We start from the raw sequence: 22,726 nt of genomic DNA, 5'->3' as shown, positions 1-22,726 counted from the left end.
GGCTTGATTTTATAGTTCTTTGATCATCCTGACTTCACAGTCGTCGTGGCCTGTATTACCCAGTGGCTGATTAAGATAACTAAAGCCCAGCTTTTCATACAGGGCAATGGCGGCTTTCAAATTTTCCGTGGTTTCCAGATAGCAGCGTTTAAACCCCTGTTCTGTCCCGAATGCAAGAGATTGCTTCACGATTTGCCTGGCAATTCCTTTTCCCCGCAGTACTGATGAAAGGTACATTTTCTGTAATTCACAGATATCGTCATCACCTCCTGCCAGCGGAGCAACACCGCCGCCGCCAACAACGCCACCCTCCATTTCAACAACCCAGTAAGCGCTGCGTGGTTGGTTGTAAGCCTCGTACAGGGTATCCAGAATTGGATCAGCGACGGCAAAGCCTTTATCAGCGGTTAACCCATGCTCGGCTGATACCTCACGGATCACAGCAGCAATACCAGCATTGTCTTGTTGGGTGATGGGGCGAATAACGTAATTATGTGTTGTTTTTGCTGTCATTATTTTCTCTTTCTATTTTTATTGATAGGGACGTAAATAATACAGCATGGAAGATATTTGTATAACTAATAATTAATCACTATTATCCTGATTTTACAACGATTTTTTCTGAATAATGCTGTTGAAAAGTAAGGAAGAATATACACTAATACCCCTGATTCGATGCTTCCCCTGACATCTCACTAAGAGCGCAGGGTAATACCATACCCATCAGATGAATAATTTCACCATGATTGGATGACATAGACCCTGTGGCTTTCACCGATTGCACTTAATATGTTAATTCAGCGACACCAATGTTGATTTGTTTCTCCAAAGCAAAAGAGAATTCCTTGATTTGTAAGCAATGAATAACGTCATTTAAAACAACGGGCATTATCATCAGGGCGAGAGCGTGAACGTTTTTTGAGCTTGAAATGTATGCTACGCAACCATAATTAGAATAAAGATCACTCAATCTGGTCTTGTTAAAGTATGAATTAGTGCTTTATTTACACAATTCGTTCAAAAATTAGTCTTTCATGCTCTCGCCCTGGCATTATCATATATTATTGATGATTTTACCGCTCATTTAACAATCGTAATAATATCTAATTATAAAATAGATTTACACCAGTAATACTGATAATGTTCTCTTATATTAATTTTGCAATAAGGCATAATTGGAGTTAATTTATTCAAATGGTTATATGCATCTTGATAAGTAAAAATTCTTTTTTTATCAACACACCATATAATTTGTTCAAGCATATCACAAACAATTATATCTGATAGATCATTAATAAGTTGTTCCGGAAAATACAATTTTTCTCCATTTGAAGGAGGACAAAAAATATTTTGATAATTTTCAATAACATGTGCGTATGAATAAAAATAAACCAGCTCTTCCGTTTTTTTATTTGATAAGCTGATGATTATTTCCCTGTCTTGAAGAGGAACCCCTTGGTTATGATAGATGGAGTGGGTATCATAGATAGAATGTAGCAGCCCTGCTTCAACAACCTCTTTCCTACATTCATGCTTTTTTAATAGCTTAGCAGTTTGGATAAGGTGAGAAGAATGATGTCTCCCATAAATTTTCTCTTTATCTATTTCATAATAATGTGAAATCTGTGATAATACGTTCATAAATCACCATATTTTTTTTCATATAAATTAGTAATATCCTCTTGCCTACTGGTTAATAATTCATAAAAAAGAGGAATAAAACGAACAAAAATAGCGATAATCAGGATGGTTAAAGCTGAAATTATTAGTGAAACCCTATATCCATAGTGTGTTATGATAAATGGAGTCAATAATAAACCCAGTGGGTTAGCGAACCCAATTAGTGCATTGTGAATAGTTTGAATTTTTACACGATTTTTTTCAGGAATAGCGATGGAACGGCTTGATTCCACACTGATATTATTCATTACTATTGCCATTCCCATGAAAAATGCCAGAATATTCCAAATAAAAATATAATGAGAAAAAGCTAACAAAAAGAAGCACAATCCAATGATAAAGAAAGAAAAAACAACACATCGATCTTTTCCGATTATTTTTTCAATTTTTTTCTGCAAATAACATGATGAAAAAATGGCTCCTCCGGCTGCACATCCTTCAATTAAGCCAACTGAGATAGGGGTTCCTCCTGCAATTTTTACGATAAAATAAGGAATGATCAATGATGAAAATGAAGCAAGAAACATATTGATTAGCATTGAAGAGAACGCCCACCAAGGTTCAAAACGATAACGTATAAATAGAGAAATGGATTTTTTTATGTTATATTCAGAAGGTGGATTTTCCAAAAAAACGGGCTTGTCTGTACAATTTAAAGAAAGCAGAATAATAAAAGAAATCGATGATAAAACCACAATAACCCACATCATATTTTCAAATCCAATCGATTGATATCCTCCCATGCCAATGGCAATTCCAAATAAGTTATTTGATGCTTGAATTAAAAAAGTTTTTCTAAATGCTTCAACGATAAAGTTATTATCCACTATAGCGGGAATAAAGGCATTAACAACAGGAATAAAGAAGGATTCAACAAAACCCATTCCAATGGAAACAAAAATAAATATCAACGGATGTATGGTTAAATATTTAATGATAATAGCCGTTAGTGATATTCCCATAAAAAATAATATTAATTTAATAAGGAGTTGTTTCTTTTCTGATTTTTCGAATTTATGCGCAAAAAATAAGCCAAATACACTTTTTGATATAAAATAGAAGAAAAGAAAATATGACGATAACCATACATTACCACTACGTAGCAGATAAAGTGTCATAATGGAAATAAAAATACGCGATGAAAGAATATATATTGATTCACTATAGCGTATTTTCCAGAAGTCACGGGTCATTGATTTATATTACTCCTGACATGGACATATTAATATCAGACAAAATTTGTTTGCCGACTGATGTAAGTTTTGCATGGTTTTCAACAATTTTCAGCGTATCATAATATTTACTAATAGCTATTTTTAAACGTTCGTTAAGTTCTTCATAATATTCTCCGTTATAATGATTAATGATTTTTTTTAATGATTGACAAATCCGGCATAAAACAAAAAGTGCATGGAATATCCCTATCATTGGTCTGGCATCGTCTCTAAAAGGAGCGCTGAATCTTTCATCAGGCGAGTTTTCTACAATAGCATCATCAGCATTAATTATATTAAGAGCATGATGTGCACATTCATGGACAATGTGTTCAATATAATATGGTACTGTATTCCTTTCATTGGCATAAAGAAATATTAATCCCCATAAGTTAAAACTACATCCTGAACGGATATAATATCCTTTTGTATTTCCTGTTAAATAAATAGTATCAATAAACTCACAACATTCTTTATAAGATCCAATATCATATTCTTTTAGAAGAGTAAGTGCATGAATAACTTTCTCTTTTTCCATGCTTATATTTTCATCTTTCTGAAATCCGACTTTGATCCCCTTATCGTCTTCATTAAGTATTAATAATATAATGTTGATATCAAACTCCGATAGGATTTTATAATCTAACGCTACAATGTTAGTATTCCGTTCACTTAATTTTTCATAACGCGACGATTCCTTTACCACGTAATTTAGATAATTAACACATAATTCACGATTATCTTTTTCCGCAGCACTTACAGCTAAATAATAAGCACCGAAAATATTTCCCCGAAGTTGAAAGTTATCAGGGATAGATAGTTCAAATTGGCTACATTCAATAAGGTATAATAATGATTTTTTTATATCATTTTGGAATTTTGAACGAAATTCAGAGTGATCATAATTAACATTAGCAATTTTCATTTTATTGATCCTTAAATAAATCCCTCCCCCAGAAAAATCTGGAGGAGGGATTTTTAATTAGTCATCTTTTTTATCGTTGGCAGTCCAATGAGCCAAGGGAGATTTAACTTTAACAACATTTTCAGAATTGAAATTATTCATTACATGTTCCTTAATATTAATTTAATCAATGCAATATTAAAATCCATTATGGTTTAGCGTTAACCATTTTTCATAAATAGCACCGTAATATAATGTGGTCAACAAACCAACATCTTTTGTTTATTTTTCGTTTAACATGTGTTTTTTTAAAATATCAAACATAAGTAATAAATTTATGAATATGAAAGTAAGTGTATTTACTTAACATTATTATTAACTCTAATGGCTATTAGAGATGAAGGTTATCAGTTTGTTTTTTAATGGTAGATTCGTCTAATAAGTGTAATTTAAATAAAAATAAATCAGCCGTTGCAATCAGGATGATTTTTGTAGGATTTTTACTTTTTTCTACGCCAAAAATAAATTTTTATAATGTAATCGTAAAAATAGCTATCTGACTTGCATGTTGATTAAACTTAGGAAGTAAAAATTCAGGGAGTTAATGGTAAAAATAATAATAGTGATATTAATTAACTAGTTAATCATCAAGGGATTCTTTTTCATTAATTACTTGCTCAAGATGTTCTGATAAAAAATCGTTACTTGCATTTTAGGTAAAAAGAATGAATACCATGTATTTTGTGCTGGTATAACAATGAGTTATTTGCCATTTTCTCTGACTGTTACCGCTTTTAAATTATCAGAAAAATGGAGATGTGCTGAAAGTCTCACATATTGATTCCGATTCCTCGTAAACACTTTTATTTTACGGATCATAAGTTATTCCTTCATAAAATTTCTTCTGAAAAAATTATCTTCTTATATTCTAACTGTCTATGGCTCAATAAACATAGTCTTTGTTTATATTACGTTTATCATTAATATAATACATTCTCTTTGTCTTGAAATAATAATAACTTATGCTTTTATATTTCTGATCTTTTGATGGCTATTTAAGATTCACAATAAAGAAAAATTAAAGAAAAACTCACTTACTCATGGTAATGATATGAAAAAGCTCTCTTTTCCCATTCGAATTCCCCTCTATTATGTCAGAGGGGGAACTTCAACCGGTATCGTTTTACTGCAAAAACATCTGCCGGAAAAAAAAGAACTAAAGGAAGAAGTTCTTAGACATATTATGGGGGTTCCTCTTTATGGGAACAGTGAAAATAATAAACAATTACACGGTTTGGGACGGGAGACCACAACCAGCAATAAAGCGTTTATCATTGATATCGATTATCAGTCTAACAAGGTGATGAGTACTTTTGCACAACTTGAAAAAGAGAGTCATACCGTTTCATGGGAGGTTAATTGTGGAAATATGACATCAGCGATACCTTTGGTAATCAGGGATCTGCCAGAAGAAAAAAGGTTAATGCCTGATGGAAAGTTAACGATTTATAATACAAATACCCATAAAAATATTTTGTGTACGATGGCGAATGTCTCTCCTCAATACCAATTGGCACCCATGCCGGGTGTAATGGGTGATTTCCCGGCAGTTAACCTGTCATTTGAAGATCCGGCATGTTCAAAAACCAAAGCCCTTTTTCCGACAGGAAATTTAATTGACAAAATTAATGATATTCCGGTCACTTGCATCGATGTTGCTGTCCCGATGATCATTATCAACGCAGAAAGCCTGAGGATCACGGGTTATGAAAATCTTAATGAAATTAAAAATAATCAAGTATTACAAGAAAAAATCATGGCAATTAGGGTAAGCATGGGAATTAAGATGGGGATTGGTCAGCGAAATGGCGAAGTCATGAATGAGAAAGACTTAAAAGAGTCGATAACCCAACCCAAAATAGCGATCATTGCTCCCCCTTTATACGGAGGGGATATTACTATCCGATATCTCACGCCTAAAAATGTCCATTTATCTGTCGCCGTCTCTGGGGGTTGCTGTTTAGCTGCCGCCTGCTGTTTTCCCGGAACGGTAGCCAGTAATATCTATTATGCTCATCGCATTAACGATAACTCTACGGTGCGTATTGAACATTTATCTGGCATATCGGAATTTAGTATCACGCATAAGGGGGAGTATATAAAGTATGCAAGTGCGCAGCGGAATGTTCAAATTCTGATGAAAGGGGAATTTTTTATTTATAATCCCAGTGATGAGTTAGAAAAAGTCATGAAAGCGTTTAAGTGTAATTAAGGCGGTTCATTCAAAAACCGCCATTTATCCCTCAAAAAATTACTTAGAAATATCCACCCCAAAATATTTTTCAGAGATGCGGGCATACGTACCGTCATCTTTTATCTCTTGCAGGGCTTTATTAACCGCTTCCAATAGTTCTGCATCACCCTTGCGCAGCAATACGGCTGATTTACTTGCATCGGTTTGTTGAGCGACAATTTTTACTGGTGCATTAGGGCGCTGTTTTTTGAAATCGAGGAATGACAGACGATCATTCAGGGTGGCATCGGCGCGTCCGGTAGCGACCAGATCAATGGCTTGGTTAAAACCATCTGTACTGACTAAATTAGCACCATAAGAGGTTGCCAGTTGCCCGTAGTTACTGGTGAGAGATTGGGCTGAACGTTTTCCTTTAATATCAGCGAAGGTTTTAATATCACTGTTATTATCACGGGTGATTAACACGACTTGAGACGTTGTGTAAGGAATGGAAAAACTGTATTTCGCTGCCCGTTCCGGGGTGATGCCGACTTGGTTGATAATGGCATCAAAACGTTTGGCATCCAGCCCTGCAATCAGACCATCCCATTTGACTTCCATAAATTCAGGTTTGACGTTCAAACGGTGGGCAATTTCCCGTGCAATATCCACATCGAAGCCGGTTAATTTATTGTCGGTATCGTGGTAGGTAAAAGGCGGATAAGTACCTTCCGTGCCAATCTTAAAGACACCGGAGGTTTTTATGGCGTCAAAATCTTTGTCGGCATAACCAGGGGCCGAAATAGCAAGGGCAGTCGCACTCGCCAGTAATAGACTCAAAATTTTCTTCATTGCGTTTCTCCGAATAAATAATGTTGCTGAGGTTAAATGTGACTGCTCACTATATTTCCCAATCCGGTAAGGTTTCTGTCAGAGTAGAAATAAACTCGGCAGTACGCACCTTACTGGGGCGGGTGAAGAGGGTTTTTGCCGTGCCGGATTCAATAATCTCGCCGGATTCCAGAAACACCACGTCATGGGCAAGATTGGCCGCCAAACGCAAATCGTGCGTTGCCATTAACATGGTGGTGCCTTCTCCTGCTAATTGTTTCAACACCGAGACGACTTCTTTGGATAATTCAGGATCAAGCGCTGATGTTGGCTCATCGCACAGCAGCACTTTGGGCGAAGGGGCCATTGCTCTGGCGATAGCCACACGTTGTTGCTGGCCGCCCGATAAGGTGCCCGGCCAAACATCTGCCTTGTGGGACAGGCCGACTTTTTCCAGCAACGCCAGCGCCCGTTCTCTGGCACGTTCGTGGGACCATTTCTGTACCCAAATTAGCCCTTCCATAACGTTTTCAATCACCGTCAGATGTGGAAAAAGCTGGAAATTCTGGAATACCATGCCGGTTTGCAGGCTAAAACGCTGAATTTCCCGATGCGGCAGCCGCTCTTTTCCGTTAAAGGTAATCTGCTCTTTGCCAATTTTCAGTTTGCCCGCCTGCGGGATCTCCAACAGATTGATACAACGCAGCAAGGTACTTTTACCGCTGCCGGAAGGGCCAATCAGTGCCGTCAGGCTGCCTTCTTTAATCGTCAGGTGAATATTTTTCAGCACCTTTTGCCCGTCGAAACTTTTTTCAATGTTGGTGAGCTGAATCATCTCTGGCTTCCTTATTGCTATTTTGCTGGGCAAATTTCTTTTCCAACCGGACTTGCAGTGCGGACAATACCGAACTCAAGAGGAGATAGAGAATAGCGGCCTCGGTGTACAGGATTAACGGCTGATAGGTGACGGCGGCAATGCGTTGTGCCGCCAGAAACATTTCCGGCACCGTAATCACGGAAGCCAGAGAGGTATCTTTTACCAGCGAAATAAAGGTGTTGGACAGGGGGGGAATAGAAAACCGTGCTGCCTGTGGCAGAATGATCCGGCGTAGCGATTGCCACCAGCTCATGCCGATAGAGTGAGAGGCTTCCCATTGCCCCTTGGGGACAGAAATCAATGCAGCCCGGATCACTTCCGAGGTATAGGCACCCACATTCAGGGTAAAGCCGATCACCGCAGAGGTGAATGCTTCCAATGTAATGCCGATGCTGGGCAGGGCGTAGAAGATCAGGAAGAGCTGCACCAACAGGGGCGTACCGCGGATCAGCCAGACATAAAACCGAACTACTGCAACCAGTGGCTTAGAGCCATACAGCCGGATTAAGGCAACGACAAACCCCAGCGAGATCCCAAGTGCGAATGTAATCAGCGTGAGGGGAATAGTGAATGTCAGGCCTGCGTAAAGCATCGGCCACAGGGAATCCAGCGCTAAACTGAGCCATGATGGGGTCATAAAACCTTCCTGATAGATATTAAAAATATGTTTATTTTTTATAGGGTTGTTTTAATGATGATATGGCAAGAAAAGGTGAACGCGATATACAAGAAAGTTATAGCTTAGAACTATCGTATATGCCTATCTAATTAATGTGTTGAATTATTTGCCAGTCCCTTCAGCAAAATATTTATCCCAAATCCGCTGATAAGTCCCATCCGCTTTTATTTCAGTAATGGCTTTATCGACGGCGGCTTTTAACGCCGTATCGTCTTTGCGCAGCAGAACAGCCGTTTTGGCGGCCTGAGTCTCAGCGGCAACAATTTTTACCGGTGCTTCCGGACGGTGCTTTTTATAGTCGAGATAAGAAAGTTTATCGTTGATCGTTGCGTCAGCACGGCTGGTACTGACAAGCTCCACTTCCTGATTAAAACCGTTGGTGCCGATAATTTCTGCGCCATAATGCCGGGCGATCTGGGCAAAGTTATTGGTCAGGGTATGCGCCGATCTTTTACCTTTTAAGTCACTGAATATTTTAATGTCATTGTTGTCATTTCGGGTAATTAAGACAGCTTGTGAAATAACGTAAGGCAGGGAGAAGCTGTATTTTTTCTCGCGCTCCGGTGTAATGGCGATTTGGTTCATGACGGCATCGAAACGCCCGGCATCAAGGCCACCAATCAGGCCATCCCATTTGCCTTCAACAAATTCAGGCTCTACTTTCATGTGCAACGCGATTTCACGACCGATTTCCACATCAAATCCGCTCAGTTTTCCAGACGCGTCATGATAACTGAATGGCGCATAAGCACCTTCTGTGCCAATTTTGAATATTCCTGTGGATTGGATCTGCTCAAGAGTAGATTGCGCATAGGCAAGGTAGGTGAAGCCAAATTGGATAAGGCCCGCTAATAATATATTGAGTACGGTTTTCATGTTATTTCTCCGGGATAGAATTATTGTTTTTAACATTATTTATATTATAACGGGAATATAAAGATCATTATATATAAAATAAAGTTATATCATATCGCAATATTATTGATAATTAATAAAGGTTATTATTGACAGGATGATTTTAATTAAAAGTAATTATATTGCAAATATCATTAAAGTGATTGCCATGCTATAGGGTCTGCTATATCTTGGTTTTTTATTTATTATCGTTCAATGATATATCTCTATTTTCATTATGAGATATATTGTTTTTTCGCTACTTTAAATACAAGGCTAACGATAGGTGCCCAGTGTTGAATTCATTCTTTAGGAAAGGTATGGCTGATTCTTTGCCTGTTTGTATCTCCTTTTTCCTTATTTTTACTTCGATTGGTGCACTTTATCAAAGTCACGGTGTTCCATTAATGGAAACGTTGATGGGATCATTACTGATCTATGCCGCACCGTTACAAGTGGCTGCGGTAGGCTATCTGGCTGATGGTGCGGTTCTTTCTGTGATTATTCTGGCATTGCTGATCAATTTCCGTTTTTTCTTGATGGCGATGGTGATGTCACAATATTTTCAGGGTATCCCCAAGCGAAATGTTTTGTTGTCGATGCTCGGATTTAGTGCCAGCACTTATACGGTGACGCATTCTCATCTCTCGGCGGAAAATATCACGGATGGGAAATCCCAGTTTCATTTTTATCTGGGGGTTGCTGTCCCCTGTTTCTTGTGATGTTGGTTCCTATTCATTTTGCGTCCCTGACTGCCAAGCGTGCCGGCAAGGATATGTCGGTATTGGCAACCATGATGGGTGGAGTATGCGCACCGTTATTGAATGAACTGGATATGAAATTAGTGGATCTGGCACTCCCTGTTTTATGTGGGATAGGGATTGCACTCATTGAGCGTAAAATCAGAAAGGATAAAGCATCATGATGCTGCTGATCGTATTAATGGGATTAATCAGTTTCATGTTAAGGGCAGCGCCTTTCCTGATCAATAATCATCGATTATTTAAGGGCAAGAGTGTACTTATTACTGCGCTGGATTATGCCATCTGTTTTATTCTGGGGACGATTATTGTCAATATTTCGTTGGATAATTTATCCCTGAGCGAATTAATTGAACAGTTTAATATCAGATATGGATTGGCATTTATTACGTTGGTGTTAGCCTATTTTATCAGTAAATATACGCAATCAATATTAAAAAGTTTGGTTATTTCTTTGGCATTTTTTATGTCGGTACAGTGGTTGTTGAGTTAATAAATAAAAGCAGTGATCGATGATTTTGAAAGGTGGTTAATAGTGCAAAAAAAGCCACTGCAAATTAAATCACAGTGGCTTACATGAATAAATTTCAACTAAGAAAAATTACAGTGCCGCGATTGTCTCTTTCTGCGCCAGTAATTTCTCTTTCGCCGTATTGTTGGTCGCCAGACGTTCACGCTCTTTGGCCACAACCGCTTCCGGCGCACGGCTGACAAAGCCTTCGTTAGCCAGTTTAGCTGCAATACTGCTGATTTCTTTATCCAGCTTCTCGATCTCTTTATCCAGCCGTGCCAGTTCTGCATCTTTATCGATCAAACCGGCCATTGGGATCAACACTTCCGCCCCATTGATCAATTTGGTCACAGAAACCGGGGCTTCTTCGCCTGCTGCTAATACAGTGACAGAAGAGAGACGGCCCATTGCCTGAATGAAGTTGAGGTTTTCAGCTACGCGGCGTTGGGCATCGTCATTGGCATCACGCAGCAGAACTTCCAGTGGCTTACTTGGTGCGATGTTCATTTCTGCCCGGATGTTACGTACCGCAATAATCGTTTCCTTGATCCATTCCAGATCGTTCAGCGCCAGTTCATCCACTTTCGCCTGATCGAACTCAGGGAAAGATTGCAGCATGATAGTATCAGCATCAATGCCTTTTACGACTTTCACCCGCTGCCAGATGGTTTCGGTGATAAATGGAATGATGGGATGGGCCAGACGCAGCAAACCTTCCAAGACTTCAATCAGCGTATGGCGAGCCGCGCGGACTTCAGCTTCTGAACCTTTGTTGATCGCCGGTTTGGACAGCTCCAGGTACCAGTCACAGAATTGGTTCCACGTGAATTCGTACAGAATGTTTGCCGCAATGTCGAAACGGTAAGTATCCAGTGCTTCACGATAGGTTTTAACGGTCTGGTTGAATTCAGCCAGAATCCAGCGATCCGCCAGTGACAGCGACATTTCACCCCCGTTTTGGCCGCAGTCTTTTCCTTCCGTATTCATCAGCACGAAACGGCTGGCGTTCCACAGCTTGTTACAGAAGTTGCGATAGCCTTGCAGACGTTTCATGTCCCAGTTGATATCACGACCGGTAGAAGCCAGTGCTGCCAGAGTGAAACGCAGGGCGTCAGTCCCGTGGGCTTCAATGCCTTCCGGGAACTGTTTTTCAGTGCGCTTACGGATTTTTTCCGCCAGTTGTGGCTGCATCATATTGCCGGTACGTTTTTCCAGCAGGCTTTCCAGCGAAATACCGTCGATCATATCCAGCGGGTCGATAACGTTCCCTTTGGATTTTGACATCTTCTGACCTTCATCATCGCGGATCAGGCCCGTCATATAGACCGTCTTGAATGGCACTTGTGGCTTGTCGTTTTCATCTTTGATGAAGTGCATGGTCATCATGATCATGCGGGCAATCCAGAAGAAGATAATGTCGAAGCCACTGACCAGCACATCGGTCGGATGGAAGGTTTTCAGCGCTTCGGTCTGCTCAGGCCAGCCGAGGGTGGAGAATGTCCACAGGCCGGAGGAGAACCAAGTATCCAGTACGTCTTCGTCTTGGGTCAGGGTGATATCGGCACCCAGATTATTTTCGCGGCGGACTTCTTCTTCATCGCGACCGACATAGACGTTGCCTTGTGCGTCATACCACGCCGGAATGCGGTGGCCCCACCACAATTGGCGGGAAATACACCAGTCCTGAATATCACGCATCCAAGAGTAGTACATGTTTTCGTACTGTTTGGGCACGAACTGGATGTCACCACTCTCAACCGCTTCAATCGCCACTTTTGCCAGTGGGGCAGTGCGGACGTACCACTGGTCGGTCAGCATTGGCTCAATCACCACACCGCCACGATCGCCGTAAGGAACGGTCAGGTCATGAGGTTTGACCTCAACCAACAGACCTTGTTGTTCGAACTCTGCGACAATGGCTTTACGGGCGGCGAAACGCTCCATGCCGCGGTATTCGGCAGGAATATCGGTTGGGTAAGTATCAGAAATTTCGCCGTTGCTGTTGAAGATTTCTGCGGCTTCGCGGATATCACCGTCAAAGGTCAGGATATTGATCATCGGCAGGTTATGGCGCTTACCGACTTCATAGTCATTGAAGTCGTGGGCTGGGGTGATTTTCACGCAGCCGGTGCCTTTTTCCATATCCGCGTGCTCATCGCCAACAATCGGAATACGGCGGTTGACCAGTGGCAGCAGGATCGCTTTGCCAATCAAATCTTTATAACGGGGATCTTCCGGGTTAACCGCAACACCGGTATCCCCCAGCATCGTTTCCGGGCGGGTTGTCGCCACAATCAGATAATCTTTGCCTTCGGCGGTCTTGGCGCCGTCAGCCAGCGGATAGCGCAGGTGCCACATGGAACCTTTGACTTCGCGGTTTTCGACTTCCAGATCAGAAATCGCGGTGCGCAGTTTCGGGTCCCAGTTGACCAGACGTTTGCCACGATAAATCAGATCTTCCTGATACAGGCGAACGAAGGCTTCTTTAACTGCTTTGGACAGACCTTCATCCATCGTAAAGCGCTCACGCTCCCAATCGACGGAGTTACCCAGACGGCGCATCTGGTTGGAGATATTGTCACCCGATTCTGCTTTCCACTGCCAAATCTTGTCGATAAAGGCTTCACGGCCATAATCATGGCGGGTTTTACCTTCTTCTGCCGCGATCTTGCGCTCAACGACCATTTGGGTCGCGATACCCGCGTGGTCAGTCCCTGACTGCCACAGGGTGTTTTTACCCTGCATGCGTTGGTAACGCACCATCGTGTCCATAATCGTCTGCTGGAATGCGTGTCCCATGTGCAGGCTGCCGGTGACGTTGGGCGGTGGAATAACGATGCAGAAACTTTCGCGGCTGGTGTCGCCATTCGGTTTGAAGTAACCACTCTGTTCCCAGTGGTTATAAAGGGGTTGCTCTATCTCTGTCGGGTTATAGGTTTTATCGAGAGATGGCTCAGATTGCGTTTGAGTTGCGGGTGTCTTTTCCATTGTGCTTTGATATTTAATAGGTTGGCGGGGTTGCCATGGTCAAATTAAAGCCGACGCTACGATAGGATTTATATCGTTCGCGCGCTAACTGTTTCAGATTTTCATCAATAGGAACGAAGTCTATCACTTCATGGAAAGCCGTGGCAAAGTCTGCAAAGTAAGGAAGCAGTGTCACCAGCACATCGCGGGGGGCATGGCTTCTTTTTTGCGGCCAGCACAATTCCACCGGTGCACCATAGCGGGGACCTTCTCCGGCAAGATTGTGCGGCACAAATTGGTTCGGTTCCCGTTGCCATAATGCTTCGTCCAGTTTTTCGGCCTGTTGCTGGTTTTCACACGCAATCAGAACCCGCTTCCCTGCACGCCATCGGTCAGCAGCAAGCTGACATGCCAGCCATTCATGTGGTTGTAGATCATCTGGCGATGAGGATTCCGGTGACCACTTTTCCGATGGCAACTTTTCCGATGGCAACTTTTCCAATAAATAAAAAGTGGCGTTTTTCATAGTCTTTTGACGGAAAAGGGTATTGCCGTTGCAATACCCTTAATTCCATTTATTCCCTCAATACCTTTTGTGCCATATTTTCATCGAGTTCATCGATCAAAATAGGTGGCAGGGACATTAATCATCAGAATTCAATCCTGAACGATTTAACAGGAATTGTGACAGGAGCGCAACCGGACGGCCTGTTGCGCCTTTCGCTTTCCCTGAACGCCATGCTGTACCTGCGATATCCAGATGTGCCCAGTTGTATTTGATGGTGAAGCGGGACAGGAACGCGCCAGCCGTAATTGCACCACCAGAGCGTCCACACGCGTTGACCATATCGGCAAAATTGGATTCTAACTGTTCGGTATATTCATCACCCAACGGCAGACGCCATGCACGATCCCCTGCTTGCTCTGACGCATTCAGCAATTCATGGGCCAGCGGATTGTGGTTAGACATCAATCCCGTGTAGTGGCCGCCCAGCGCGACAATACAAGCGCCGGTCAGGGTTGCCACATCGATGACCAATTCCGGCTCAAAACGCTCAACATAAGTCAGCGCATCACACAGTACCAGACGGCCTTCCGCATCGGTGTTTGTCACTTCAACGGTCTGGCCGGACAGGGTGGTCAAAATGTCTCCCGGACGATAGGCGCGTCCACCCGGCATATTTTCACAGCCGGCCAGAACACCGATGACATTGATGGGCAATTGCAGTTCGGCAACAACGCGCATGGCGCCATAAACGGAAGCTGCACCGCACATATCATATTTCATCTCATCCATGCCTTCGGCGGGTTTGATGGAAATTCCGCCGGAATCGAACGTCAGCCCTTTGCCCACCAGCACGATAGGTTTCGCATTGGCGTCTTTGCTGCCTTTATACTCCATGACTGCCATCAGGGATTCATTCTGTGAACCTTGACCGACCGCCAGATAAGCGTTCATGCCCAGCTCTTTCATCTGCTCTTCACCAATCACTTTGGTGGTCAGGTTGGCCGCGTTGTCAGCAAGCTGGCGCGCCTGTGATGCCAAATACGCGGCATTACAGATATTGGGGGGCATATTAGCCAGATCTTTCGCCGCCTTGATGCCCGATGCAATGGCAAGACCGTGATGAATGGCACGTTCACCGCTGGTCAGTTCGCGGCGGGTCGGCACATTGAACACCATTTTACGCAGTGGGCGACGCAGTTCATTTTTACTGCTCTTGAGTTGATCAAAAACATACAGTGATTCTTTGGCCGTTTCGACCGCCTGACGTACTTTCCAGTAATTGTTGCGTCCCTTCACATGCAGTTCTGTCAAGAAACATACCGCTTCCATTGAACCGGTTTCGTTGAGGGTGCTGATCGTTTTCTGGATAATTTGCTTATACTGGCGCTCATCCAGTTCACGTTCTTTTCCACATCCAACCAGCAAAATACGCTCAGACAATACATTAGGAACATGATGCAGCAACAAGGTTTGACCTACCTTGCCTTCAAGTTCACCACGGCGTAATAAAGCACTGATGTAGCCGTTACTTATTTTGTCAAGTTGCTCTGCGATAGGGGAAAGACGGCGGGGTTCAAACACGCCGACAATAATACAGGCACTGCGCTGTTTCTCCGGGCTACCGCTCTTTACACTAAACTCCATGCGTTCTCCTGAATCTTAAAGACAAAGACGGATACAATCGCTAAAATGCTACGCTCCGCATTCATTCATCCCAAAGAAAATTAACGGTTATGTTAAGCTAACCCTATTATTTTTTGGTACTTGGCTGACAATAAGTATGTTCTAATTGGGAACCAATATATGGAATGCTTTGGTATCATTTTAGCGATGGGGAAGCCAAACTGATTCATATAAATGGTAGATATACGACGAAGTTAGCGACTTTCCTGCAAAAAGACAAGTTTTCACAGGCGTAATAAGCGTGATCATCATTAGATATCTAGTACGGGAAACCCTGAAAAGCCAGATCGCAATACTTTTCATCTTACTGCTGATCTTTTTCAGCCAGAAATTAGTTGAGGTATTGGGTGCGGCAGTAGAAGGGAATATTCCTGCAAATTTGGTTCTATCGTTGTTAGGTTTAGGTGTGCCAGAGATGGCGCAGCTTATTTTGCCCCTGAGTTTATTTCTTGGGGTATTAATGACGTTCAGCAAACTCTATACCGAAAGTGAAATCACCGTTATGCATGCCTGCGGGTTGGGCAAAAGTGCATTGGTGAAATCGGCCCTTATTCTGGCGTTACTCACATCCGCGCTGGCCGCGGCTAACGTTATCTGGTTCACCCCGTGGTCTTCCAAATACCAATCGCAAGTACTGGCAGACGCAAAAGCCAACCCAAGCCTTGCGGCCATCATGGAAGGGCGGTTCAGGCCTTCTCGTGATGGCAACATGGTGCTTTATATCGGTAACGTAAAGGGAAGTACTTTTGAGAATGTCTTCCTTGCCCAGCTCAGGCCAGCGAATGACCAGCGTCCTTCCGTGGTGATTGCGGATGGCGGGCACATGGAAGAGCGCCCGAATGGTAATCAGGTGGCGGTACTGCATCAGGGCATGCGTTATGAAGGGACAGCGCTGTTGCGTGACTTCCGCATTACTGAGTTCACCAACTATCAGGCCGTGATTGGGCATCAACAGGTTGATGTCGATAACAAAGTTGAACAAAAATCGATTGAGCAGCTTTGGCATGATACAGACAACGACTCTCGTTCAGAATTTCACTGGCGTCTGACACTGATTATCTCGGTACTGATCATGGCGTTGATGGTCGTTCCGTTAAGTGTCGTGAATCCACGTCAGGGGCGCATACTCAGCATGTTGCCCGCCATGTTGCTCTACCTGATTTTCTTCCTGCTGCAAAGTTCCCTGCGTTCCAATGGTGGCAAAGGCAAACTTGATCCGATGTTTTGGATGTGGTTGGTCAACGGTGCCTATTTGGCTTTGGCCGTGGCGCTGAATCTGTGGGATACCGTACCGATGCGCAAACTGCGTTCACGCTTTAAGAAACAAGGAGCGTTATGATGTTTGGGGTATTGGATAGATATATCGGCCGGACCATCCTGCAAACCATCCTGACGACGTTGTTCATGCTGGTATCGCTTTCCGGCATCATCAAATTTGTCGATCAGCTACGTAAAGTCGGTCAGGGAGAATATACGGCGCTTTCTGCCGGCATTTATACCCTGCTGAGTGTACCCAAAGATATTCAGATTTTCTTCCCGATGGCCGCCCTGCTTGGAGCATTATTGGGCTTGGGAACACTGGCAACCCGCAGTGAACTGGTGGTGATGCAGGCTTCTGGTTTTAGCCGCTTGCAGGTGGCCGGGTCAGTCATGAAAACGGCGATCCCGCTGGTCTTGCTGACGATGGTGATTGGTGAATGGGTTGCCCCGCAGGGGGAGCAGCTCGCCCGTAATTACCGTTCCCAGAAAATGTATGGTGGCTCACTGATGTCGACCACCAAAGGGCTTTGGGCGAAAGATGGCCACGATTTTGTCTATATCCAGAGTGTGGGGAAGGACAACTCGTTGAACGGCGTCAGCATCTATCATGTTGATGACAACCAAAAGTTGTTATCCATACGATATGCGGCTTCAGCGGAATATGACAAAGATAACCATCAATGGAAGTTATCTCAGGTTGAAGAATCCGATTTAACCCAAGATGGTCGAATTACGGGGTCACAACGTCTTTCTGCGGAGTGGGAGAGCCGGCTGACCCCCGAAAAGTTGGGCGTTGTTTCCCTCGATCCGGAAGCGCTGTCGATACGCGGCCTGCATCAATATATTAACTACCTGAAACAGGGCCAGCAGGATGCCGGGCGTTACCAGCTTAATATGTGGAAAAAAATCTTCGCACCGTTATCGGTGGCCGTGATGATGCTGATGGCGCTTTCCTTTATCTTCGGGCCACTGCGTAGCGTGCCGATGGGATTCAGGGTGGTTGTGGGCATCAGCATGGGTTTTCTTTTCTATGTCTTGAATGAGATATTCGGCCCACTCAGTCTGGTTTATAGCATACCAGCGATATTGGGGGCGCTATTGCCGAGTCTGTTATTTTTTGTAGTGAGTGTTTACTTGCTTTTGCGTCGAAAATAACAATCACAACCTGACATCTCGTCAAACTTACCTATCGCCTCCACCTTCAATAATCAATAAAGAGTGGAGGCAATTTTTTTAATCTTTTTATACCCTTACTCACGCAACACGCTGATTGTAATCTGGTATTATTTTCTCAGTAACAAAGCTAAATCTGATTATGATTCCGCGCTAATGCGGCCACTAATTCATTCACCCCACTTGTGACACGGCTAAACTGACTCTGTTCTTTGCGTGTCATTACCACAAACACACCGATATTTTTTTCTGGGATCATTGCCATATAAGTATTGAAGCTGCCGCCGCCGCCGGTTTTCTGATAAATGCCCGGAATATTGTCTTTAGCATCCATATATACCCAACCAAGCCCGATACCGTCCGCCTGACCCGCCACATCCATCCCTTTGATTGACGTCAGGTCAGCACGCTTAAAGTAAATCCCTTGTTCACGGCTGGCCGTCTGTTTCCTTAACTGATTATGGGAAGATAAAAATTGCTGCATCCAGCGCTGCATATCTGCGGGAGTCGAATAAATCCCGCCACTACCCGCGGCGGCAAGGGTATTGACGCAAGGGCTGGATTTCACTCCTGCCATCAAACGGGCGCATTGGGATGGTGCGGGCGTCAGTGTCGTGTCTTTCATGCGATAAGGACGGGTAATCTCCTCTTGCAGCAGACGGGAATATGGCTTTCCCGTTGCTTTGGACAGGGTATCCGCCAATAAATCGTAAGCCAGATTGGAATACGAAGCTATCGTGCCGGGCGTGGCATTTATTCCTGCGGTTTTCAGCCAATTCCAGCGATTCGATTGAGTTGGCCAGATAAAGACAGGGCGTCCCCACTTCCCGCCGGGTTGTTCCCGTGGCAACCCGCTGGTATGGCTCGCCAGATGATATAGCCGGATTGGCTGATCGGCACCGTAACGCGGTATACGGACACTATCATAAGTGTATTTCTGCAACGGATCGGTAATCTTAAGGCGTTTCTTCTGTGCCAATTTAATCATGATCTCGCTGGTCATCAATTTGGTAATCGAAGCAATACGAATCAAAGAATCCTGCTGTGGCCGAACGCCGCTCCCCGGATAAGTTTCCCCAAAACTGCGATGGATAACCTGATTATTATCGATAACCACCATCGCCATGCCCAAAGGATCGCCTTCATTAAAGATAGATTGCGAATATTGATCGACCAGTACCGCCGCCATTTTCTTGATATCGCCATTCCCCTCGAAAACTTCCCACCTTGCAGATTGCACATTGGATTGCTGAAATTTGTTCTGGTGTGAATGACCCGGGTCCGCACACGCTGAAATCGCCCATATCATGGCGGAAACAGCACTCAGTCTATATAGCCGTTTTTTCATTTTTTGGATTAACCAATCAGGGAGCATTAAAGTGGGGAATAAGCTTTATCTGTTTTTCTTAAATATCGCCATAATGGCACCAATCACAAGTCCCAACAGAATACCTGTAAAAATCCAACTGATAATTGTCATGATAATTTCCCTCATAGCAGTGTATTGTTTTGAATTATATAAGGAGTTGATAGGTTGTCTATCAGCAGTAAGGAATTGTGTGAGAAGGAATTTGCGGGATGTGATGGAAAAAGCGGTTGGATTTTAAGCGTCTCTGGTGAGGGATTGGTGAAAAAACAGAATAAGCGATTCTTTTTTAGGCGCTTGAACGAGATTGCAAGGATAAGTGTTGCGAATGCTCTTCTGACAGGTATAATTGCTCCCGTTCTCCGAACCCTTCAGTGCCGAAGTGGCGAAATCGGTAGACGCAGTTGATTCAAAATCAACCGCCTTCGGGTGTGCCGGTTCGAGTCCGGCCTTCGGCACCATTCGTTAGTTTTCTAACGTCTACCCAAGTCTACAAATTCCCTAAAAACCTCAATGAATCAAGTAAATTCGTTATTTTGACGTCTACAGTAGTCCGTTGCAATCAACATGCAGCATGGGGCATAATCAGGGGCATCTACACTTCGATTATAAATGTGCCCCTAAAATGAAACTAAATGCCCGACAAATCGAGGCTGCAAAGCCCAAAGAAAAAACCTACAAACTTGCTGATGGTGGCGGCCTGTATCTGGAGATCACTCCACGCGGTTCTAAATACTGGCGCATGAAGTACTACCGCCCCACCGATAAGAAAGAAGACCGTCTGGCTTTTGGTGTCTATCCGGTTGTGTCCTTAGCTGATGCACGAACCAAACGAGACGAAGCCAAAAAATTACTTGCGCAAGGAATTGACCCCAAGGCCGAGAAGAAGGGGGCGCAATCTGAATCGAAGGGAGAATTTACCTTTGAACATATCGCCCGTGAATGGCACGCCAGCAACAAGCGGTGGAGCGAAGATCACAGCAACCGAATTCTTCGCAGCCTTGAGCACTATATTTTTCCCCATATTGGCAAGCTCGATATCTCTACTTTAAGAACAAGCCAACTTTTAGCGCCCATCAAATCCGTTGATGCTGATGGTAAACACGATATCGCCCAACGATTACAGCAACGTGTGACATCCATCATGCGATACGCTGTCCAGAATGATATTCTTGAATCTAATCCTGCAAATGATATGTCTGGCGCACTTTCCACAGTAAAAGCCAAACATCACCCAGCACTCCCCCACGAACGCTTACCTGAATTCCTTACCCGCCTTTCTCACTATCGCGGGCGGTTAATTACTCAAATTGCCGTAGAACTGACTTTATTAACGTTTGTCCGTTCCAGTGAGCTGAGATTTTCCCGTTGGGAAGAAATTGATCTTGAAAGAGCTGTTTGGCACATACCTGCAACGAGAAAACCCATTGAAGGAGTTAAGCATTCTCAGCGTGGTATGAAAATGAAAACCGAACATATTGTGCCGTTGAGTCGTCAGGCTGTATCTCTGATTGAAAAATTACATGGATTGAGTGGGGAGAGTGAAGTGATGTTCCCCGGCGATCACAATCCAAAGAAAGTCATGAGTGAAAACACTGTAAATAATGCCTTGCGTGCTATGGGCTATGACACTAAAACAGAAGTTTGTGGCCACGGATTCCGCACAATGGCACGTGGTGCGATGGGAGAATCTGGTTTGTGGAGTGATGATGCTATCGAGCGCCAGTTAAGCCATATCGAAAGAAACAATGTCCGGGCGGCCTATATTCATACGTCTAAACATTTGGATGAACGGCGGCTAATGGTTCAATGGTGGGCTGATTATCTGGATGCAAATAGAGAAAAATATATAACGCCGTATGACTTTGCTAAAAATCGTCGGAAATAATTTCATCTGGAACTATATATTGCGTATCTGAGACATCAGGTAAATATAATACCTTATTAAGGTGTGCTGGCTAATTTTATACCAGTCCGTAGTATCGTTGCTGGCTGGTATATTTTCCATTGTTAGTATTTTCTAACTAAAAATGGTTAACAATCAAAATAATAAGATGTAACACACTCTTTGTATGAAACGGATTACTATTCCTATGTGATGATCTCAAACTATAACTTCGCTTTAATTATCCCTGTTCTAATAACGTCTAGAAACATCAAATATTGATAAGTTAACAGGGAAAACCACATGTCAATAATTACCACACCTAAAGAAAGTCTTATTCGTTTATCAGAAGTTCAACGCAGAACAGGTTATAGCAAAGCGTGGATCTATAGACTCATCGGAGAAGATAAATTCCCGAAGCAAATCAAAATAGGCACTCGCTCAGTTGCTTTTCTTGAATCAGAAGTTGATGGCTGGATAGCTCAACGAATTTCTGAATCTCGCGGTGAAATGTAATAAGAAAATATATTTTCAGCATAGAAAAAAAGCACAACAAATAAAAATTATGAACAATAAAAATACGGATAATAACCGTTACGGATACCCTTACGTCAAAAATCAGGAAAACGATACTTTAATTATCGAGACAGCAATTAGTTGGGCTGAAAAAGAAAAGGATAACATCACAGATGCTACCCTTAACCTATCCTCTTTAAGAGAGATAGTTAATCATTGGTCTTATTGTAGATTATCTGACTATTGTTCAGATGATGCTTTTGCCTTGCGCTGGCGGCGTTTGATCTCACCCTTCATTGCAGCAACAATAAAACCAGCATTGCTTTCACCATTTATTTTCACCTGTTCCATATCTTCCATGACTTCATGTGGTATGCGAACAGTAGTCATTTGTGATTTTGCATTCTTCGCACCAGTTGCCATTACTGAATCCTCTGTGATTTGGTGTATTTCATTATACATAAAAAGTAAACCGGAAAAAGTATTGACGTTTATTTCACCCAAGGATAAAGTGAAATACACCTTGATGCTTTCAAGGCAGAAAACAACAACGCCCCGAAGTGCTACCAACACTATCGAGGCGTCTAACCACAACGTAAAGGAGACTTACGCGATGGCTGGCATACAGCATACCCAAACTCGCCCTAAATTTACATGCCTAATTCATTCCCAGCGCCTTATCATCATTCTGGCGGGTATCTCCTTCCTGAGATCCGTTTCCCGTCAGGAGGTGCGCCGTGGGTAAAAAAACTCTTTCATTAAAACAGGCAGAGTATCGCACGCA

General features: G+C 43.0%; 21 protein-coding genes, 1 tRNA gene and 1 pseudogene. 10 read left to right on the top strand and 13 right to left on the bottom strand.

The genetic code is table 11. The annotated features are described in order from the left end of the window. Positions 1–9: 9 nt before the first annotated feature. The 4 genes from PSI17_RS10775 to PSI17_RS10760 form a co-directional block, all read right to left on the bottom strand. Positions 10–513 carry a GNAT family N-acetyltransferase gene (locus tag PSI17_RS10775; RefSeq protein WP_273551996.1) on the bottom strand — a complete coding sequence of 168 codons (504 nt, stop codon included), beginning with the start codon at positions 511–513 and terminating at the stop codon, positions 10–12. A 594-nt stretch (positions 514–1,107) separates the two neighbouring features. Then, positions 1,108–1,641: a DUF6817 domain-containing protein gene (locus tag PSI17_RS10770; protein ID WP_273551995.1), complete on the bottom strand. Its 534-nt coding sequence runs from the start codon at positions 1,639–1,641 to the stop codon at positions 1,108–1,110. Further along, positions 1,638–2,873 (bottom strand): MFS transporter, encoded by a 1,236-nt coding sequence (locus PSI17_RS10765; protein WP_273551994.1) that lies wholly within the window; start codon positions 2,871–2,873, stop codon positions 1,638–1,640. Before PSI17_RS10765 ends, PSI17_RS10770 begins: the two co-directional genes overlap by 4 nt. Positions 2,874–2,877: 4 nt before the next feature. After that, complete coding sequence (locus tag PSI17_RS10760) at positions 2,878–3,819, bottom strand: aKG-HExxH-type peptide beta-hydroxylase (RefSeq protein ID WP_273551993.1); 942 nt, start codon at positions 3,817–3,819, stop codon at positions 2,878–2,880. A 1,090-nt stretch (positions 3,820–4,909) separates the two neighbouring features. On the opposite strand from PSI17_RS10760, the gene PSI17_RS10755 reads away from it, so the two are divergent. Next, the gene (locus PSI17_RS10755) at positions 4,910–6,070 is read left to right on the top strand and encodes a PrpF domain-containing protein (RefSeq protein WP_273551992.1); all 1,161 of its coding nucleotides are present in this window, start codon (positions 4,910–4,912) and stop codon (positions 6,068–6,070) included. 39 nt (positions 6,071–6,109) lie between these two features. On the opposite strand, the gene PSI17_RS10750 is transcribed toward PSI17_RS10755, so the two are convergent. From PSI17_RS10750 to PSI17_RS10735, 4 genes are all read right to left on the bottom strand, one after another. After that, positions 6,110–6,883 (bottom strand): amino acid ABC transporter substrate-binding protein, encoded by a 774-nt coding sequence (locus PSI17_RS10750; protein ID WP_273551991.1) that lies wholly within the window; start codon positions 6,881–6,883, stop codon positions 6,110–6,112. 49 nt (positions 6,884–6,932) lie between these two features. After that, entirely contained in the window at positions 6,933–7,697 is a 765-nt protein-coding gene (locus PSI17_RS10745; RefSeq protein ID WP_273551990.1) for an amino acid ABC transporter ATP-binding protein, read from the bottom strand. Continuing rightward, positions 7,675–8,376, bottom strand: coding sequence for an amino acid ABC transporter permease (locus PSI17_RS10740; protein ID WP_273551989.1), 702 nt, complete (start codon positions 8,374–8,376; stop codon positions 7,675–7,677). The genes PSI17_RS10745 and PSI17_RS10740 overlap by 23 nt, the downstream gene beginning before the upstream one ends. A 144-nt stretch (positions 8,377–8,520) precedes the next feature. Continuing rightward, positions 8,521–9,294, bottom strand: coding sequence for an amino acid ABC transporter substrate-binding protein (locus PSI17_RS10735; RefSeq protein ID WP_273551988.1), 774 nt, complete (start codon positions 9,292–9,294; stop codon positions 8,521–8,523). Positions 9,295–9,632: 338 nt separating this feature from the next. Here PSI17_RS10735 and PSI17_RS10730 point away from each other — a divergent pair, with 338 nt between their 5' ends. The 3 genes from PSI17_RS10730 to PSI17_RS10720 are packed head-to-tail and all read left to right on the top strand — an operon-like array spanning position 9,633 to position 10,566. Next, complete coding sequence (locus PSI17_RS10730; protein WP_273551987.1) at positions 9,633–10,034, top strand: AzlC family ABC transporter permease; 402 nt, start codon at positions 9,633–9,635, stop codon at positions 10,032–10,034. Then, on the top strand, positions 10,034–10,237 hold the full coding sequence (locus PSI17_RS10725) for a hypothetical protein (protein ID WP_273551986.1): 204 nt from the start codon (positions 10,034–10,036) through the stop codon (positions 10,235–10,237). The genes PSI17_RS10730 and PSI17_RS10725 overlap by 1 nt, the downstream gene beginning before the upstream one ends. Next, entirely contained in the window at positions 10,234–10,566 is a 333-nt protein-coding gene (locus PSI17_RS10720) for a hypothetical protein (RefSeq protein ID WP_273551985.1), read from the top strand. The genes PSI17_RS10725 and PSI17_RS10720 overlap by 4 nt, the downstream gene beginning before the upstream one ends. A 108-nt stretch (positions 10,567–10,674) precedes the next feature. On the opposite strand, the gene PSI17_RS10715 is transcribed toward PSI17_RS10720, so the two are convergent. The 3 genes from PSI17_RS10715 to pepA all read right to left on the bottom strand — a co-directional run bounded on the left by PSI17_RS10715 (position 10,675) and on the right by pepA (position 15,703). After that, positions 10,675–13,572, bottom strand: coding sequence for a valine--tRNA ligase (locus PSI17_RS10715; RefSeq protein ID WP_273551984.1), 2,898 nt, complete (start codon positions 13,570–13,572; stop codon positions 10,675–10,677). Between the two features lie 13 nt (positions 13,573–13,585). Beyond that, on the bottom strand, positions 13,586–14,077 hold the full coding sequence (locus tag PSI17_RS10710) for a DNA polymerase III subunit chi (protein ID WP_273551983.1): 492 nt from the start codon (positions 14,075–14,077) through the stop codon (positions 13,586–13,588). Between the two features lie 117 nt (positions 14,078–14,194). Then, positions 14,195–15,703, bottom strand: a complete 1,509-nt coding sequence (gene pepA / locus PSI17_RS10705; protein ID WP_273551982.1) for a leucyl aminopeptidase — start codon at positions 15,701–15,703, stop codon at positions 14,195–14,197. Positions 15,704–15,983: 280 nt separating this feature from the next. Here pepA and lptF point away from each other — a divergent pair, with 280 nt between their 5' ends. Then, entirely contained in the window at positions 15,984–17,081 is a 1,098-nt protein-coding gene (gene lptF, locus PSI17_RS10700; protein ID WP_273551981.1) for an LPS export ABC transporter permease LptF, read from the top strand. Then, positions 17,081–18,157, top strand: a complete 1,077-nt coding sequence (gene lptG, locus PSI17_RS10695) for an LPS export ABC transporter permease LptG (protein ID WP_273552001.1) — start codon at positions 17,081–17,083, stop codon at positions 18,155–18,157. Before lptF ends, lptG begins: the two co-directional genes overlap by 1 nt. Positions 18,158–18,305: 148 nt before the next feature. On the opposite strand, the gene ampH is transcribed toward lptG, so the two are convergent. Next, the gene (ampH, locus tag PSI17_RS10690; RefSeq protein ID WP_273551980.1) at positions 18,306–19,523 is read right to left on the bottom strand and encodes a D-alanyl-D-alanine-carboxypeptidase/endopeptidase AmpH; all 1,218 of its coding nucleotides are present in this window, start codon (positions 19,521–19,523) and stop codon (positions 18,306–18,308) included. A gap of 394 nt (positions 19,524–19,917) precedes the next feature. Between ampH and PSI17_RS10685 the strand changes: the two genes are divergently transcribed. The 3 genes from PSI17_RS10685 (at position 19,918) to PSI17_RS10675 (ending at position 21,942) form a co-directional block, all read left to right on the top strand. Further along, a tRNA-Leu gene (locus PSI17_RS10685) sits at positions 19,918–20,002 on the top strand. Between the two features lie 164 nt (positions 20,003–20,166). Then, complete coding sequence (locus PSI17_RS10680) at positions 20,167–21,429, top strand: tyrosine-type recombinase/integrase (protein ID WP_273551979.1); 1,263 nt, start codon at positions 20,167–20,169, stop codon at positions 21,427–21,429. A 300-nt stretch (positions 21,430–21,729) separates the two neighbouring features. Next, positions 21,730–21,942 (top strand): helix-turn-helix transcriptional regulator, encoded by a 213-nt coding sequence (locus PSI17_RS10675; protein ID WP_038188287.1) that lies wholly within the window; start codon positions 21,730–21,732, stop codon positions 21,940–21,942. Between the two features lie 249 nt (positions 21,943–22,191). Here PSI17_RS10675 and PSI17_RS10670 read toward each other — a convergent pair. Beyond that, positions 22,192–22,365 (bottom strand): annotated as a pseudogene (locus PSI17_RS10670) (YlcI/YnfO family protein); the annotation flags it as partial. Positions 22,366–22,426: 61 nt separating this feature from the next. On the opposite strand from PSI17_RS10670, the gene PSI17_RS10665 reads away from it, so the two are divergent. After that, positions 22,427–22,687: a hypothetical protein gene (locus tag PSI17_RS10665; protein WP_273551978.1), complete on the top strand. Its 261-nt coding sequence runs from the start codon at positions 22,427–22,429 to the stop codon at positions 22,685–22,687. Positions 22,688–22,726: the final 39 nt, after the last annotated feature.

The organism is Xenorhabdus sp. IM139775, assembly GCF_028598745.1.
Lineage (GTDB): Bacteria > Pseudomonadota > Gammaproteobacteria > Enterobacterales > Enterobacteriaceae > Xenorhabdus.
This window is presented reverse-complemented; position numbering and strand designations above follow the sequence as displayed.

Coding starts and splice junctions, on each gene's coding strand:
- PSI17_RS10775 (WP_273551996.1), bottom strand. CDS start 513: ATGACAGCAAAAACAACACATAATTACGTTATTCGCCCCATCACCCAA.
- PSI17_RS10770 (WP_273551995.1), bottom strand. CDS start 1,641: ATGAACGTATTATCACAGATTTCACATTATTATGAAATAGATAAAGAG.
- PSI17_RS10765 (WP_273551994.1), bottom strand. CDS start 2,873: ATGACCCGTGACTTCTGGAAAATACGCTATAGTGAATCAATATATATT.
- PSI17_RS10760 (WP_273551993.1), bottom strand. CDS start 3,819: ATGAAAATTGCTAATGTTAATTATGATCACTCTGAATTTCGTTCAAAA.
- PSI17_RS10755 (WP_273551992.1), top strand. CDS start 4,910: ATGAAAAAGCTCTCTTTTCCCATTCGAATTCCCCTCTATTATGTCAGA.
- PSI17_RS10750 (WP_273551991.1), bottom strand. CDS start 6,883: ATGAAGAAAATTTTGAGTCTATTACTGGCGAGTGCGACTGCCCTTGCT.
- PSI17_RS10745 (WP_273551990.1), bottom strand. CDS start 7,697: ATGATTCAGCTCACCAACATTGAAAAAAGTTTCGACGGGCAAAAGGTG.
- PSI17_RS10740 (WP_273551989.1), bottom strand. CDS start 8,376: ATGACCCCATCATGGCTCAGTTTAGCGCTGGATTCCCTGTGGCCGATG.
- PSI17_RS10735 (WP_273551988.1), bottom strand. CDS start 9,294: ATGAAAACCGTACTCAATATATTATTAGCGGGCCTTATCCAATTTGGC.
- PSI17_RS10730 (WP_273551987.1), top strand. CDS start 9,633: ATGGCTGATTCTTTGCCTGTTTGTATCTCCTTTTTCCTTATTTTTACT.
- PSI17_RS10725 (WP_273551986.1), top strand. CDS start 10,034: ATGTTGGTTCCTATTCATTTTGCGTCCCTGACTGCCAAGCGTGCCGGC.
- PSI17_RS10720 (WP_273551985.1), top strand. CDS start 10,234: ATGATGCTGCTGATCGTATTAATGGGATTAATCAGTTTCATGTTAAGG.
- PSI17_RS10715 (WP_273551984.1), bottom strand. CDS start 13,572: ATGGAAAAGACACCCGCAACTCAAACGCAATCTGAGCCATCTCTCGAT.
- PSI17_RS10710 (WP_273551983.1), bottom strand. CDS start 14,077: ATGAAAAACGCCACTTTTTATTTATTGGAAAAGTTGCCATCGGAAAAG.
- pepA (WP_273551982.1), bottom strand. CDS start 15,703: ATGGAGTTTAGTGTAAAGAGCGGTAGCCCGGAGAAACAGCGCAGTGCC.
- lptG (WP_273552001.1), top strand. CDS start 17,081: ATGTTTGGGGTATTGGATAGATATATCGGCCGGACCATCCTGCAAACC.
- ampH (WP_273551980.1), bottom strand. CDS start 19,523: ATGAAAAAACGGCTATATAGACTGAGTGCTGTTTCCGCCATGATATGG.
- PSI17_RS10680 (WP_273551979.1), top strand. CDS start 20,167: ATGAAACTAAATGCCCGACAAATCGAGGCTGCAAAGCCCAAAGAAAAA.
- PSI17_RS10675 (WP_038188287.1), top strand. CDS start 21,730: ATGTCAATAATTACCACACCTAAAGAAAGTCTTATTCGTTTATCAGAA.